Genomic DNA, 15,868 nt, shown 5'->3' with positions numbered 1-15,868 from the left:
AAATCAAAATTTATTAAAAGCTAATTGGCTACTTTAATGTATGGTACAGAAGACCTTCATTCGTTCTAAGTACTACACAACTGGCAGGGTCTTCCACTTTTAAAGGAACCTCAAATCGATATTCACCTGCCTTTACATTATACTGTTTATACTTCTTTAAAAGAACGCCGGATTTATTGTAAATGTCAACCAAGACGTGCGTTTGCTGCTTGATAGAAAGCAAAACCGAAGCGATACCGTCTTTTTTATGATGTATTGATGACACCTTGTGAACAGGCTGAAAATGAGTTGTACTTTTTACCTCATTCTGCTGGGTTGAATATTTATAAATCTTATTTCCCGAAATAAAAGCGGTCGAATCATTGATTTTAACAAACCTGTTGTAAGCGTTGCCAATGCAGTGTCGATGCCAGGATTGGCCCCCATCTTTTGTTTCAAATAAACTCGAAGTTCCTCCTATCCAACCCTGCTGAGCGTTTAAAAAACCAATGGCCTGCGTATATTCATATGTATCATCGACTAATAACGTACGCCATTTTTGGCCTCCATCATTGGATAGCGCCATTCTGACATTATCAGAACCCGGCAAACCAGCAATGGAAGCATAAAGCATCCTGGGGCTTAAAGCCTGAATTTTCCAGACAAAATCGCCAGCGACGTTAGTTTGGTAAAACTGTTTCCATGTTTTTCCACCGTCGCTCGTGTGCAAGATAATTCCTCCATTAGCTTCCGGGTTACTTTTACCAACGGCAAATCCAGTTGTAGCATTAAAAAAATGGATGTCAACCAGTGCCGTAGCATATTGACTCATATCGATGTATTTCCAGGTTGCTCCTGCATCAACGGACTTTATTATGAAAGCCGGCCCGGTAAAAACGCCACATCCATAAATTGTTTTTTGATCCGGGGTTGCTAAACCGCATATGCCTACTGGCCTAGGAGAAATTTTGTGGCTAATATCTATCCAAGTTATTCCACCATCATTGGTTCGATAGAGCGAAGAATCTAATGACCCTGAAAAGCCGAGTGTATCATTCAGAAATTCAACGCTACGCAAGTACTTTTTGCTTTTAAATTGGAGAGACCAGGAGTCTCCACCATTTACTGTCTTATAAATTTCGCCAGAAGGACCACCGGCAGCCCATCCGGTTGCATCATTTACGAAATAGACATCATCATATCTTAAACCGGTAGGGATATTTTGTGCTTTCCAGTGAGATTCAGGCTTTACTAATGTCTTTACAACTAAAAAGCAGGGCAGAATAAACCATATACTTTTAAGCCATTTCTTATTCATATCTTACTGATATTTGCAACTAGGGTAGACCATCATTGATCTGTGAATTAGTTATGGATGAAAACCGCCCCTTTAATGTTGAAAAACCGTTTCGGATGGGTTCAACGGCTGTCCGATCAGAGCTGTAAGTGGCAAGCATTCCAACGAAATCCGGCCGGTTAAGGGCCTGGTTATGACCAATAGCGGGTCCATCTGTATCGACGGCCCGATCAGTAAATCCCGCTTCCGATATCGTCCACAGCGTTGGCTTAAAAATGGACTAAGTCATCACCCGTGAAGGGCCGATCTTGCCGGCCACTGTGAATAGATCCTTCAAGATTACCTATAGCCAGATCAGCTTACATCCGTCCGGGAGGTGGCTTCAGAAATGCCATATTCCCGACAAATTGCCCTTGTAAGAGTGCCATTCTCCTGCTATTTGAGGACCTTGATAATGACCTGGGTAACCCCGTTGAGATTTGGTGAATTAGAACGGTCGGCTATTGCCACCCTTTTCATAGGAATCAGTTTAAAATTAGCATTTTTCTCTGATTCTAAACTGGTCGAATTTTAGGGATATTTATAATGCCTCACTCAAAGTCGTTCAGCCTATCTAGCTTAGGCTGTCGTTTTCTATTTTACCTCACAAGAGGCAATCTTAATATTTAATCAGGTATTAGGGCCTTATTTTTTTGTAAAAGCTGCGTTAATCAAAAAGCCACCAATTATATGGATAAATGCTCCTGGTACGATAAATATGAAAAGAATGGGGAACGGTCTCGAACTTTCGACCTAAAGTTTGAAAAATTACATCCTCGTAAGCTGTGTATACCAAAAACAAAAAAGCACCTACCATTTCTAGTAAGTGCTTGATTTAAAGGGTGGGAGTTGACGGGTTCGAACCGCCGACCCTCTGCTTGTAAGGCAGATGCTCTGAACCAGCTGAGCTAAACTCCCCTTTGGATATGTTCCCATCGCCTATTTTCCGTCGTTTGGGAGTGCAAATATAGCCGCTTGAATCCGCATTCTGCAAGCTTTGCGACGAAAAAAAACAACTTATTTTGCAAATGGTTCAGCCTCAGGTGCTTTAATTGGCCCCTAAGAGCCATTTCGCCGGTTTATTCAAAGTTCAGGTACAACGTCACCGTATGGGTTCGGAGTTTCTGAAGGCCAATGTTAGCCGTGTTGCCCTGAACGGGTTCGAACAGGTTGACCAAACCGTGTGAAAACCGGATCTCGGGGGCAAACTTGAAAAATTCAAAAAACTGCTCGAAGCCGATGCCGTATTCCACCGAAAGATCCCGGTTTTTGGTCAGCAAGCGGCTCGACCCCGCCACTTCGCGCCGACGGACGTTGGCTTCCAGCCCGAGCGACCCGCCACCCACCACGTACATCCGCGAATTGGCGCGCCGTTTGGATTTGTATTTCAGCAAAACCGGAAACTCGACCCAGGTCGATTCGCGGATCTCTTTTTTAATGGTGCCGCCCGGGTAGTTGGCCTCCACCGACCGCGCATACAGCGACACGGCGGGCGTCACCCGAACGTCAAAATGCGGTCCCAGAATGGTATTCATAATGAAGCCTACCCGAAAACCGACTTTGTTGGGCGAATAAAGCTGGTAAGCCGAATCAGAACTGACGTAGGCATCGCTGTACTTGATGTTGAAGCGCGTAATGGGAGCCGCAAACAGAAAACCGTACCGGATGAGTTTGTCGTCGTAATCTTCGAGGTGAATCCGGCGGTAGCGCATCGACGACTGCGCCCGCAAGTCGGGGCAGAGCAGCGCTAGCAACAGACCAATCAGGATGCTTTTTTTCCGATGTAAATTGAGCAAATGCCAAATGTGAGCGGTATCCATTGTGTTTGCGTAAATCCTGCCTGTTCGAGAACCCGGATGAAATCAGGGCCGTCCGGAAACGCCTGCATCGATTCGGGCAGATACGTATAGGCCGAAGTATCTTTCGAAACCAACCGGCCAATCAACGGCAGCAGGCGGTTCGTGTAAAAACTAAAAAACTGTTTGAACGGAAACTTACGCGGTTTCGAAAATTCCAGCACCAGACAGGTGCCACCCGGCCGCGTTACGCGGTGCATGTCGGTTAACCCGTTCAGGAGGTTTTCGAAATTGCGTACACCAAACGAAACGATCACGGCGTCGAAAACATTGTCTGCGAAAGGCAATCTTTCCGAGTCGCCGGAGCGCAGTTCAATTTTATCCGCCAGCCCCAGCTTCCGGATTTTCTCCCGGCCAATTTTCAGCATCCCTTCCGAAATATCGACACCGGTTATTTTTTCGGGGTTCAGCTTGAGCGCTTCAATGGCAAAATCGCCCGTACCGGTAGCAATGTCCAGGACGGTTTTCGGCTTGACCGGTTGCAGGAGCCGAATGGCCTTTTTTCGCCAGGATATATCGATTCCGGCGCTGAGCAGGTGGTTCAGCAAGTCGTATTTCGGCGAGATGGAGTCGAACATTTCCTCAACCTGCTCGCGCTTGCTGGTATTTTTATCTTTATAAGGAACAACGGCCATAAGCGTGAAGAATGGTGGAATGGCTTTGATGGTTAAAATAGTGGCAGGGCTTTGAGGGTTGATCGATTACCCACCTTTAATCCTTTAACCCCTTCAGCCATTCAAACCGTCCATCCGGTTTTTACAAAGGTACGGCCCTTTGCCAGAAAGTTTGTGATTCCCTGTCAGATTCCGTAGTTTTCGCGGACTATTTCGTCCCTTTATTGTTATGAACCGTTCTGATTTTTTGAAAACATCGGCGCTTGCCGGTGCTGCGGTCATGAGCCGTCCGTTAATTACCCTCGCTCAGCAATCAACCTACCGCACGGCCCTGATCGGTGCGGGCTGGTGGGGAAATAACATTCTGCGCTGCGCCATGCAGTCCGGCCAGTCGAAACTGGTGGCCCTATGCGACGTCGATCAGCGCCAGCTCACCAAAACCGCCGAAGAATTTTCCAAGCTCACCAGCGACAAACCCAAAATATACCGGGATTTCCGGGAATTGCTTGCCCGCGAAAAACCGGAGATCGTCATTGTGGCCACGCCCGACCACTGGCACCCGCTCATCGCCATTGAAGCCATGAAACAGGGCGCGCACGTTTACGTCGAAAAACCGATTGGCCACACCATCAACGAAGGCCGGGCAATGGTCAAAACCGCCCGCCAAACCGGCAAAGTCTGTCAGGTCGGGACGCACCGGCGGGTTTCTCCGCACAACGTGTCCGGCATGGAATTTCTGAAATCAGGAAAAGCGGGCAAAATCGGAATGGCGCGGGCGTTTGTGCATTACGCCGGCGGGCCCGGTCAGATGGTTCCCGACGAGGAGGCACCGAAAGAGATGGACTGGAATTTCTGGTGCGGACCGGCCCCCCTGCGGGCCTACAACCGGACCATGCACCCGCGCGGTTTCCGGCAATACCTGGATTATGCCAATGGAACGCTGGGCGACTGGGGCATCCACTGGATGGACCAGATTTTGTGGTGGACCGAAGAAAAATACCCGAAAAAGGTCTTTACCGCCGGTGGCCGATCCATCAAAAAAGACAATACCGACGCGCCTGACCATCAGGTGACCAGCTTCGAGTTCGAGGACTTCACGGCGGTTTGGGAACACCGGACTTTTGCGGGCAATACGGCCGAAAAAACGCACCCGCAGCAGGCCGTCGGCGTTTACTTTTACGGCACCGAAGGCACGTTTCACATGGGCTGGCTCGACGGCTGGACATTTTATCCGGCCGATTCCAAAAAACCGGTCATTCACCAGGATGCGAAGTTGAACAAACCCGACGACCAGAATATTGCCCAGCTTTGGGACGATTTCCTGAAGGCCATCAAATCCAAAAGCCTGCCGACCAGCGACATCGAAATCGGGCACCGCTCCACCAACATGGCGTTGCTGGGCATGTTGTCGTACAAACTGGGTCGGAGTGTTGAATGGGATGGCGAAAAAGAGCAGATCAAAAACGACCCCGAAGCCAACAAGCTCCTGAGCCGCGAATACCGGGGCGAATGGAAATATCCGGTTTAAGGCGCCCCCGGACTCAAGGCCGTTGTCCTTTCAAATGGATTAAACGAACACGGACTAAAGTCCGGAAATACATAAACAGCTTGCCCCTCTATTCAGTTATAGGATAAGCAAGCTGTTTATGTTCATGTCCGACTCCACCGATTCCACTGGCGATTTCGACCAGGCCACCGCAGGCCGGACTACGCTTCGTTATCTGGCCCGTGCCATGCACACCGATCACCCCTCCGATGAGCCTTTTGTATTGAACAGCAGCGAACGACACGCCATCAATCGGATAAAAGGGGCTACGATGCTGGTGTCTTCGGCACTGGGTGTGCTGGCAATCTGGGTGTTTTACCTGCCGCACGTTCTATGGGCCGACTGGTTTGCTAAAACACATACCGCCCTGGGCGATTGGCCCCTGATCAGCCTTTTGTTCGGTCTTCTGATTATTTACCTGCTTTTACACGCCTTAATTCTGACGCATTCCGGCGCCATTCGACTGATCGAAATGACGTGCCAGTTCCCCCGGTTTCATGATTCGTCCTACAATCGGCATTTGAATGTGCTAGCCGATAACGGCCGCCGGCAGGGCCAGTTCCGCCCCCGGATGAGCCCCCGGCCTTTGTTGCCCTGGACCTTGTCGGGGTATCTGGTAACGGTATTGCTGCTGGCGTTCGTCAGCGGAGGATTGGTTCAACTGGCGCTCCGGCTCTGGAACGGTCAGCCGGTTTCGCCGATGGTGACGGTTTTGAGCAGCACCCTGGTGCTGGCCGTCTGGAATAGCTGGGCCACCTACCGGATTCTGCAACAGGCCCAGATTCGGGTGATGGTGCCACTAACTGTCCGGCAATTCATCAACGAGCTGGCCGAGGAGTTTGGCCGGGAACCGCACTTCCGCCAGGCCTCGCCCGGCATTTTGCAACAGGCCGGTATTTCCGCCAAACCGGATAATTATCCGCATTTGCTGCTAATGGAAGCGATGATTTCCCGGTTTTCCATCGAATCCGAAACCGTCACCAAATCGCCGTCCGAAACCGGGCCGGAACACTGGACAAGCTGCCCCAAACCGGTTCGGCAGGGACTGGAGCGGCTTTTTGTTTTCAGCCTGCTTATCGACGGGCATTTGTCATCCCCGGAAAAAAAAAGACTCCGGCAGTTGCAACAGACGGGGGGCTTCCGGACGTCCGTAGCGGATGCGGAAACAATGCGCAGAAATTTTGTGCGGGGAGAGGGGTTGTGGGTGTAATTTCGGAAATTGGTCCGTAAATCACCTCATCCTATGAAATCCCTTCTAACCGTTTGCCTATTAGCCTGTACCCTTGTCTCCTCCGCTCAAAACCGCCCCAAATCACCCGTTTCTATTATTTTAGATACCGACATTGGCCCCGATTACGACGATGTGGGGGCTATGGCGGTTTTGCACGCGCTGGCCGATAGGGGGGAAGCCCGCCCGCTGGCCGTCATTGCTTCCAACAAACACGAACTGGTGGTGCCGACCATCGACGTGCTGAACACGTACTTTGGACGTCCGAACCTGCCGACGGGGATGCCGAAAGGCCCGGGCGTGGTGGACGGGGCCTGGCAGAAATGGCCCGAAAAACTGGTGGCCACCTATCCCCACTCGATTCGTTCCAGCCAGGAGGCTCCCGACGCCGTTACAACCTACCGCCAGCTTCTGGCCAAAGAACCCGACGGCAGCGTGACCATCGTGACCGTGGGTTTTCTGACCAATATGGCGGATTTGCTGACCTCAAAACCGGACCACTATTCTCAACTGGATGGGCAGGCGCTGGTTAAACGGAAAGTGAAAGAACTGGTATCGATGGCGGGTGCTTTTCCGAAAGGGCGCGAATTCAACGTGTTTAAAGATTCGCTGGCTTCCGAAAAGGCGTTTACCAACTGGCCGACCCCCGTTATTTTCAGCGGGTTTGAGATCGGGAAACAAATCAAAACCGGTCCGCGTCTGGTGGCCGATCCAACCCTGAAAAGCCCGGTGAAAGAGGTCTTTGCGCATTGTATGCCACTGGCAAAAGAGGACCACGACGGGCGAATGAGCTGGGACCAGACCGCCGTCCTGGTGGCCATTCGGGGCGTCGAACCGTATTATGGACTGAAACGAGGGCGGTTTTTGTTGAACGGCGGTACGAATTCGTGGCAGGACGATCCCAACGGCCCGCATTATTACCTGACCGAAAAAAGACCCGTGGCGCAGGTGACCGAAGAAATTGAAACGCTGATGATGCACCAGCCGGGAAAAAGAACGATGAAAACCGGCGAAAAATAAAATGCAGGTAGTTGGATTTTTTTGCGAAGAGAATCTGGAATTTTAGCATGATGTTTGCTAAATTTGAGTTGCCCATCGTACCACTCAGCTATGTTCCGACAACTTTTTACCAATCTCGCTGGCCGTGTTCAGCTCCGAATCACCCGTTTTGGCCTTAAAGAATGGATTTTATTGATCTATTTTTTTCTTCAACCGATCGTATGGGAACAATGTATCGACGGTTTTGATTATGCCTGGCACCTGCTTCAGATCGCCAGTTTGTTTGCCACCGCCGATCTGGCTGAACACATCATTGGTACATTTCAAAGCCAGGTCGAGCGCAAACAGTTGATGACCCGCATCAAGGAGTGGGGGCTGATTATTTCGGCGGCCGCGTTTGTGATCCTGTTTGTCGAAAGCGTAACCGTCGGGTTGTAACGCAACGTCACAACCCGAACTCCGGTTTTAGCAAATCCTTACCGGCCCGACTCGGCGGTGGCGGTTTTTAACGGTATTTTCTGGTCCCGCATGGCGGCATTGTAAACGAACGACGCCACAATTGTCGATGCCTGTTTCAGATCGTCGGCAATCAGGTGGTCGTACGTGTCCATGTTCGTGTGGTGCGTGCGGGTGCTGTATTCGATGCCGTCCTGAATAAAGCCAAAACCGGCCAGACCGACCCGGTCGAACGAAACGTGATCGGTGCCTCCGCTGCTTTTGGGCGCGATGGTGGCGGCTCCCAAATCGTGGAACGGCTCGAGCCACTGGCTGAAAATCGGGCCGGCGGCTGTGTTGTTCTGGAGATAAATGCCCCGGATTTTACCGGTTCCGTTGTCCACGTTGAAGTAAGCCGCCAGTTGTTCTCCTTCCTTCGTGAGTTTGTTGGTGGCCGGATCGACAAAATGCTTCGTGACGTAATTTTTAGACCCGTGTAAGCCCTGTTCTTCGCCACTCCAGAGGGCAATCCGGATCGTCCGCCGGGGTTTCAGACCCAGCGTCTTCAGAATCCGGACGGCTTCCATCATCACCGAACAACCGGCGGCATTATCCGTTGCGCCGGTTGCCGCGTGCCAGGAGTCGAGGTGGGCGCCCAGCATCACCACTTCATCTTTCAGTTTCGGGTCGGAACCCGGTATTTCCGCCAGCACGTTGTACCCCTTCGTATCGGTCGTGTAGAACCTGGTTTTGACGTCCAGTTCCAGCTTGATCGGCACCCCGGCTTTCGCCATCCGGCTCAGGGACAGGTAATCTTCCACCGAAATCGTCAGGTCGGCCAGGTCGTCGTGGGCCGTTCCTTTGCCGGCATTGGCAAAATCGCCACTGACAAACAGCGTACCGTCTTTGCTCAGTTGACTGGTGTTCAGAATCGCCAGCGCACCGCCCTGTTTGGCCAGTTTCCGCATTTTCTGGTTGAAAGCGTTGCGGGTCCGCATGGCCTGAATCAGGCTGCGGTAGGAGGAATCGCGGGGCGCTGAATCATCTTTTGCCATTTTTTCCAGATCGGATTCCGAAAACCGTTTCGCATCCGGGTTAAACGAGGGACTGATGGCAAACGGCTGGTGCAACAGAATGACTTTATTTTTGAGCCTGCTGCGGTAGCCTTCCAGCGCGGTGGTGTCTGACTCGTCCACGTAGAGGATTTCGGCCTGTTGCAGTTTGTCGGTTCCCCCGCTCCAGGCCCGGGGCACGGCAATAATCGACTTGTAATACGGCGCCGTCATGGCGATGTAACTCCGCTCAATCTCCCAGCCCTTGCCCCATTCACCCCAGGATTCGAGCCGGGCGTTTTGCAAACCCCATTCCGTGAGTTTATTTTTCGTCCAATTGGCGGCTTTCATAAAACCGGGTCCCTGCAAACGGGGGCCGTTCACGTCAGTCAGGTAAAAGGCGGTTTCCATCACTTTGGACCGGGTGAGCCCTTCTTCCCGGATTTTTTTAACAACGGCCAGATCCGGTTTATCAGTTTGGGCCAATGCCGCCCAGGAAAAACCGCTCAGAAGGCTCAGGAGGAGAACGTGCCTTTTCATGCTTTAGAAATCGTTAGGTTGTACTACTAAAGTAACACTTTGGAAAACCGCAGCCTATGACAATCGGCTGGTCGTTTGATAATTACAATCGGATCTGTGAATAGGTCTACTTTTGATCGTAACAGATGCCCAAATCGGGCTGACAAAGTCCCTGACCGCCCGATCCGCAAAAACCGGTAAAGGTTCTTAGGGTGTTAATCAGGATCGGCAAGCCTGATCGGTTCTTGATTTGTCGTCCGTAGGAAAAGGCAGGATTTGAGCGGGTTGGATCGTGAAAGAACCCCCGGTTTTCGTTTGTAAGTGGTCTATTGTTCAGCATCAATACCGGACCTGCGTGGCCTCGCCATCTTTCTGGGCTTTTTTGATTTGCTTCAAGCCTTCCTGGATCAGGCTCAGAACAATCACCCAGCCCAGTAATCCCAGCAAAATGTGCTTGAACTGAATCCCGAAAATAGAGGGGAGCAGCGGCAGGTCGAAGCCCGCGTTCCACAGCATGTGCATAACCACCACGAGCAGAAACAAGCGAATAAAGGTTTTTTCCTGCAACAAGTCCCAGCGAAACGTTCCGAAACCTTTGAGCCGCCAGACTGCCGCGGCTGTGATGGCGGTCCAGATGATGTGACCGAAAGGAGCCATGATTCCCCGGGCGACGATGTTGCCCAGCGCCACGTCTACCGAACCGTATTCGAGCAGGGCGACAAAGGCATAACCGGCCGATTCGAAGGCGGCAAAACCGGTTCCGACGGCCGCGCCAAACAGCAAACCGTTCAGAATCCAGGGATACTTCTGTTTGTTGCGCATCAGGGCCAGAACCGTCAGTAATTTTCCGGATTCTTCCACAATCCCGGCGCTCGACGCACCCAGCCAACTGGACAAAAAACCGACATTACTGAAAAACAGCAATGAAATCAGGATGGATAAAATACCGCCCGTAAACAGCAATTTGACGGTTTGGTACAGCGAAACGTTCTGGGGTGCGTTCATTTCCCAGAAAAAAATCAGACACGCAAACGGCACGGCGAAGGCACCGACAAACAGCAAACCGGGAATGACAATGATGTTACTGAACTGAGCGGCACCGATGTATAAGCCCCAGAAAACCAGCAGGGCGGCAGCCGCGATCCGGCCGAACAACCAGGGCTGGGGCCAGGTAGCAGCTATGTTCCCGAGCGGTGGTGTCGTTTCGCGCGTGCCGACCGTAAATGCCTTCTCGATGTCTTCATCCGTTCGTTTTTCGCCGATGCGGGCGAAGATCGCCTTCAGGTTAAAATCCTTGTCGAGCTGGTCGATACCGGCGAAATTGGAAAACCGCTGGAATGGTTCGGAAAACTGGTTGTCGGTGCTGGGCGGCTGGTTTGATTTCAACAACCGCCAGAGCGAGGTTCCAATCTGGAGCGTGTCGGTTCCCCGTCCGATTTCACCCATCATCGCCGGCTCACCATTGAGCCGGATGTATTGATTATCAACCGTCTGAAACTGAATCCGGTTTCCGTCGAAAAACAAACTGATGTGCTGGTCAGCCACGTACGGATCGGCGAGCCGGTAGCTGCTCTGACTGCCGGTGCCCAGCAACAGCCGTAAATGGGGGGTCAGCGCGATGGTTTTCCCGGCGTCGGGGCCGGCATAACATTGAAAGGTAAACAGGTCGGGCGGGAGCGCTTGCGTATGCATAGCCGGAAGAACGAATTATAGCCTTGCTGATCAATTGGTTACCTCCTTTTCGGTCGTCTCATTCTTCGTAATCTCCACATGCTGAATCCGCTTGTCATCGGCGGAAAGTACCTTGAATGTAAACTCCCCATAGCTCACCTCCTGACCGGTTTGGGGAACGCGGGTAAACAATTCCAGCAGCAAACCGCCCAGCGATTCGCTTTCCCCTTTTACTTCGTCAAAGTACGTTAGGTCAACGTTCAGCGCCCGGCAAATATCCGTCAGCAGGATTTTTCCTTCCACCACGACGGTTTTTTCATCGATCCGTTGCAGGGGAATCGACTCTTCCTCGTCGAATTCGTCGTTGATGTCGCCGAAAATTTCTTCAATAATGTCTTCCAGCGTGATCAGACCGCGGGTTCCGCCGTATTCGTCCACCACAATGGCCATGTGCACCCGGCGCTTCTGGAAATCCTGGAGCAGGTCGTCAATTTTCTTGGTTTCCGGAATGAAAAAAACCGGTCGAATCAGGGTTTGCCACTGAAACGCATCGTCATTGTCCAGGTGCGGCAGTAGATCCTTCAGGTACAGAATGCCCTCGATTTCGTCGAGCGATTCTTTGTAAACCGGCACCCGCGAGTAACCCGACTGATTTATCTGAGCCATCAATTCGGTGAAGGCCAGATCCTCGCGAAAAGCCGTGATATCGACGCGGGAACGCATGGCCTGCCGGGCCGTCAGGTTGCTGAAATTGACGATTCCCTTGATCAGTTCGCGTTCTTCGTGGGTCGATTCGCTGCTGGTGAGTTCAACCGCGTGGTTGAGTTCTTCCATCGAAACTTTGTAACCCCGTCGCTGGATGCGCTGGTCGATGACACTGGTGAGACTCACCAGCAAAACCGACAGCGGCCGGAAGATGGCGGACGCCAGTGCGACCAAAGGAGCCGTCCGCCGGGCGACGGTCAGGCTATTCTGGCTGGCGTATACTTTCGGGATAATTTCGCCGAACAGGACGATCATCAGCGTGACAATGACCGTGACGCTGGCCAGCACCCAGCCGGAAGTAGGATCGAGCTGACTCAGTTTCCAGACCAGATACGTGACGATGACAACAATTGCCAGATTTAGTAAATTGTTGAAAATGAGAAGGGAAGCAAGCAGACGCCGGGGGCGGTCGAGCAGATTCATGATCCGGCGTTCGGCCGCATCCTCACTGCTGCGGCACATGGCCCGGTCGTTGGACGAAAGGGAGAAGAAAGCGGCTTCGGAAGCCGAAACAATGGCCGCCAGGGCCAGTAAGACAATCAGAATGGCGGCATAAGGGCCATAAAAACCAAGATAGGTGCTCCAGACATCGGCCTGAAGCACCTTACCCGAGGGATCGCTATCCATGTACTTGCTGATAGGTGAACAAAAACACAGGCTTAGAACGGTAAGTCGTCGTCGCCAGCGTTACTCATATCGTCGGGAACGGGTTCCGGTTTACGGGCGGCCGGCGCCTGTCGCGGAGCGGGGGCCGGTTGTTGAGCCGCCGGACGGGCCGGTTGCGCAGCGGGTGCCGGAGCCGCCTGTTGACGGGGTGCCGCTGCTTCGGACCGCGGAGCCGGTTCCTGGTAGTCTCCGCTGTCGCTGCCATCCTGACGACCGCCGAGGAACTGGAAGGTGGTAGCCCGGACCGTCAGCGAAAACCGCTCCTTGCCGTCGCGGTCGGTGTACGTCTCCGTTTTCAGACGCCCTTCCACATAAATCTGATTTCCTTTACGAACGTATTTTTCAATGGTTTTGGCCTGATCGTTCCAGACCTCGACCCGAAACCATTCGGTTTGATCAACTTGCTCTCCGGTGCGGGTGGTATAGCGTTCGTTTGTGGCAACACTAAATTTGGCAACAACCGATCCTCCATCAAGGTAGCGGACTTCGGGATCGTTACCAACATTGCCAATCAGAATCACTTTGTTCATGCTTGCCATAAAACGACGAAATAAAATGTTAAAATTGATAGTATCTAAGCAAGTAAAGTTAGTCAAAAAGAGAGACTTTTCAAATAGTCTACCACTAAAATTGGCTTTGGTAACCGTTCTATATCAGACGGTTTACAAAAAAATAAGCCGTTTGGCAGCTGTACGTTTCGATCCTCCGGAACATCTATTAGCCAGAACCGGGCGCGGATGCGCTGGTGGGATAAAACGTGCGTCCGTTCATCGGACAAACCCTTCAAAATCCCTTCCCGCAGAACCCAGTTCAGGACCTCGCCTTCCGGTATTTCCCGAAACGCTTCCAGCGGTTCTTCGGTTTCAACCAGACAAAAATCGTAGAGGTGCTGCCAGATGTCTTTCTGCGTCCGCTCCTTCAGAGCAATGCGGTCGCCCTGCCGGATCACAATGTAGTTAAAATACCGTTCGCGGACGGCGGATTTCTTACTTTTAACCGGCAAAAACCGCTGCCGCCCGGTCAGGTAGGCTTGGCAACTCTGTTGCAGCGGGCAGATCAGGCAATCGGGCGAGACCGGCGTGCACTGAATCGCGCCAAATTCCATGATGGCCTGGTTGTAGGTGGCGGGGTTATCAGACAGCTGGATGAGCGCATTGGCCCGGGTCGAAAACGTTTTCTTCGCCTGGGTGGTGGTGATGTCCTCGTCAATGCCAAAGACCCGCGCCAGCACCCGGTAAACATTGCCGTCGACCACGGCCACTTTCTCCTGGAAGGCAAACGACGCAATGGCAGCGGCCGTGTAGGTGCCGATTCCCGGCAATTTCAGCAGATCAAGGTAGGTGTTCGGAAATTGCCCCGCCAGTTGATTGGCAACATACTGGGCGGTTTTGTGCATGTTTCGGGCGCGGGAATAATAGCCCAGACCCTGCCAGAGCCGCAGCAGATCGCGTTCATCGGCCTGGGCCATTGCCTGGACCGTTGGATAATCCGCAGCAAATCGTTCGTAATAGGGACGGCCCTGAATAACCCGGGTTTGTTGCAGGATAACCTCTGATAACCAGATGAAATACGGGTCGCGGGTGTGGCGCCACGGTAAATCCCGTTTGTGGTGTTCATACCACCCGATCAGGGTTGCAGGAAAACCGGTATTTGTGCCGTCTGAGTCTGAAAACCAATCCAAAACTATTCGTAACTTGGTGTTGTTGAGAAGAAAAAACCAAGAATAGTGTTTTTTCTCTAACAGGAAAAATCTACCTTTGTGCTCCCAATTTGAAGAGGCTTTTTTTTCAACAACTGATTGAACCTTAAAGTTTAGTACGAACGTGACGAAAGCAGACGTAATCGCAGAAATTGCCGAGAAGACAGGAATCGACAAGGCAGATGTTCAACACACCATTGAAACATTCTTCACCGTAATTAAGAACAACCTGGCGAAGAATGAGAACATCTACGTGAGAGGGTTCGGCAGTTTTATCAACAAGAAGAGAGCCCGTAAAGTGGCCCGGAACATCTCCAAAAACACGGCGATGGTCATTGATGAACATTTTATTCCCAGCTTCAAGCCGGCCAAGGTGTTTGTTGAGCAAGTAAAAACGCAGGTTAAACGGAACGAAAACGTTTCTGCTTAATCGTTGTAAGACAAAAGGTGTGGGGGGTTGGACAAGGGAAAGTAAACTCGTATCTCTTGTCTGATTTCTCATATCTGTTACCATGAACAAATCAATTTATCTCGTCATCGGTGTCGGTGTACTGCTGACGGCAGGTCTGTATAGCCTGCCAAAAGTGGTGGTACGGAATGAAGACCGGAAACTGACCAACGAGCAAACAACGGATGCCAGTAAGGCGGTTCGGGACACGGCGGTGCTGCGCAACGACCGGACGGACCTGCATACGGCCAGCCTTTCGCCGGAACAGCAAAAGGAACTCAACCGTCTGAGCCGCCGTTTTCAGTCGGCTGATGCGGGGCAAAAACCGGCCGTGGGCACTGAATTGATTCAGGCGTACCGAAAGGTCAGCCGGTATGACAGTGCCGCCCACGTTGCGGAAGAGCTGGTAAAACTGGCGCCGACCGAAGCGAATCTGCTGCGAACCGGTGATTTGTATTACGAAGCCTACGGATTTGCGGTCGACAATCAGAAACTGGCGAATCTGGGTAAAAAAACCCGGGAGTTTTATCAGAAAGCACTCGATGGCAACCCCAATCTGCTGGCCGCCAAGGCGAATATGGCAATGACGTACGTCACGACCGAAACGCCGATGCAGGGAATCATGTTGCTGCGGGATGTTCTCAAGGAAGACCCAACCAATGAACTGGGGCTTTTTAACATGGGGCTGCTTTCGATGCGGTCCGGACAGTATAACCGGGCAGTGGAGCGGTTTCAGGCTATTTTGAGCAGTCATCCGGACAACACCAAGGCGCAGTTTTACCTGGCCATTAGCCTGAGCGAAATGGGCCGGAAAGATGAAGCCCGGCAATTGCTGGCCAAAGTGAAAACGCGGGAAAAAGACCCAACCATTCAGGCGGCCATCAAGGAACTGGAACAGAATTTGTAACCTGGATGATTGTATGGTTTAAAGGGCTAAAAATGGTTGGATGGTTCTGGTGGTTAAAACTTCTTGACCATTTAACCTGATAACCATTCAACCATCAAAACCAGCAGAATCATTCAGCCATTTTAAAACCATTTAACATATTTACTAT

The 15,868-nt window shown here is 51.7% G+C and carries 14 protein-coding genes and 1 tRNA gene; 6 read left to right on the top strand and 9 right to left on the bottom strand.

The features are described 5' to 3' along the window. Positions 1-28 precede the first annotated feature (28 nt). From ACYVHX_RS14255 to ubiE, 4 genes are all read right to left on the bottom strand, one after another. Positions 29-1,297, bottom strand: a complete 1,269-nt coding sequence (locus ACYVHX_RS14255; RefSeq protein ID WP_460672321.1) for a WD40/YVTN/BNR-like repeat-containing protein — start codon at positions 1,295-1,297, stop codon at positions 29-31. Between the two features lie 861 nt (positions 1,298-2,158). After that, positions 2,159-2,233, bottom strand: a tRNA-Val gene (locus ACYVHX_RS14250). A gap of 161 nt (positions 2,234-2,394) precedes the next feature. Then, a complete protein-coding gene (porT, locus tag ACYVHX_RS14245) occupies positions 2,395-3,135 on the bottom strand; it encodes a type IX secretion/gliding motility protein PorT/SprT (protein WP_460672320.1) in 741 nt (246 codons plus the stop codon). After that, positions 3,078-3,806 (bottom strand): bifunctional demethylmenaquinone methyltransferase/2-methoxy-6-polyprenyl-1,4-benzoquinol methylase UbiE, encoded by a 729-nt coding sequence (gene ubiE / locus ACYVHX_RS14240; RefSeq protein ID WP_460672319.1) that lies wholly within the window; start codon positions 3,804-3,806, stop codon positions 3,078-3,080. Before ubiE ends, porT begins: the two co-directional genes overlap by 58 nt. Positions 3,807-4,014: 208 nt before the next feature. On the opposite strand from ubiE, the gene ACYVHX_RS14235 reads away from it, so the two are divergent. The 4 genes from ACYVHX_RS14235 (at position 4,015) to ACYVHX_RS14220 (ending at position 7,996) form a co-directional block, all read left to right on the top strand. Then, positions 4,015-5,313 carry a Gfo/Idh/MocA family protein gene (locus ACYVHX_RS14235; protein WP_460672318.1) on the top strand — a complete coding sequence of 433 codons (1,299 nt, stop codon included), beginning with the start codon at positions 4,015-4,017 and terminating at the stop codon, positions 5,311-5,313. 124 nt (positions 5,314-5,437) lie between these two features. Further along, a complete protein-coding gene (locus ACYVHX_RS14230; RefSeq protein ID WP_460672317.1) occupies positions 5,438-6,541 on the top strand; it encodes an LBF_2804 family protein in 1,104 nt (367 codons plus the stop codon). 33 nt (positions 6,542-6,574) lie between these two features. Then, entirely contained in the window at positions 6,575-7,579 is a 1,005-nt protein-coding gene (locus ACYVHX_RS14225; RefSeq protein WP_460672316.1) for a nucleoside hydrolase, read from the top strand. Positions 7,580-7,669: 90 nt separating this feature from the next. Then, on the top strand, positions 7,670-7,996 hold the full coding sequence (locus tag ACYVHX_RS14220) for a hypothetical protein (protein ID WP_460672315.1): 327 nt from the start codon (positions 7,670-7,672) through the stop codon (positions 7,994-7,996). 38 nt (positions 7,997-8,034) lie between these two features. Here the strand turns inward: ACYVHX_RS14220 and ACYVHX_RS14215 are convergent, their stop codons facing one another. The 5 genes from ACYVHX_RS14215 to mutY form a co-directional block, all read right to left on the bottom strand. Beyond that, positions 8,035-9,585, bottom strand: a complete 1,551-nt coding sequence (locus tag ACYVHX_RS14215) for a M20/M25/M40 family metallo-hydrolase (RefSeq protein WP_460672314.1) — start codon at positions 9,583-9,585, stop codon at positions 8,035-8,037. Between the two features lie 318 nt (positions 9,586-9,903). Next, complete coding sequence (locus ACYVHX_RS14210; protein WP_460672313.1) at positions 9,904-11,256, bottom strand: PrsW family glutamic-type intramembrane protease; 1,353 nt, start codon at positions 11,254-11,256, stop codon at positions 9,904-9,906. A gap of 30 nt (positions 11,257-11,286) precedes the next feature. After that, positions 11,287-12,627: a gliding motility-associated protein GldE gene (gene gldE / locus ACYVHX_RS14205; RefSeq protein WP_460672312.1), complete on the bottom strand. Its 1,341-nt coding sequence runs from the start codon at positions 12,625-12,627 to the stop codon at positions 11,287-11,289. Positions 12,628-12,659: 32 nt separating this feature from the next. Continuing rightward, positions 12,660-13,205, bottom strand: coding sequence for a single-stranded DNA-binding protein (locus ACYVHX_RS14200; RefSeq protein WP_460672311.1), 546 nt, complete (start codon positions 13,203-13,205; stop codon positions 12,660-12,662). A 53-nt stretch (positions 13,206-13,258) separates the two neighbouring features. Next, positions 13,259-14,347 carry an A/G-specific adenine glycosylase gene (gene mutY, locus ACYVHX_RS14195; RefSeq protein ID WP_460672310.1) on the bottom strand — a complete coding sequence of 363 codons (1,089 nt, stop codon included), beginning with the start codon at positions 14,345-14,347 and terminating at the stop codon, positions 13,259-13,261. 142 nt (positions 14,348-14,489) lie between these two features. Between mutY and ACYVHX_RS14190 the strand changes: the two genes are divergently transcribed. Next, positions 14,490-14,795, top strand: a complete 306-nt coding sequence (locus ACYVHX_RS14190; RefSeq protein WP_124875949.1) for an HU family DNA-binding protein — start codon at positions 14,490-14,492, stop codon at positions 14,793-14,795. 82 nt (positions 14,796-14,877) lie between these two features. Further along, positions 14,878-15,720 (top strand): tetratricopeptide repeat protein, encoded by an 843-nt coding sequence (locus tag ACYVHX_RS14185; protein ID WP_460672309.1) that lies wholly within the window; start codon positions 14,878-14,880, stop codon positions 15,718-15,720. Positions 15,721-15,868 lie beyond the last annotated feature (148 nt).

Source organism: Larkinella ripae (assembly GCF_054780775.1).
The sequence above is the reverse complement of the archived record's forward strand: the minus strand, read 5'-3'. Positions and strand labels throughout refer to the sequence as shown.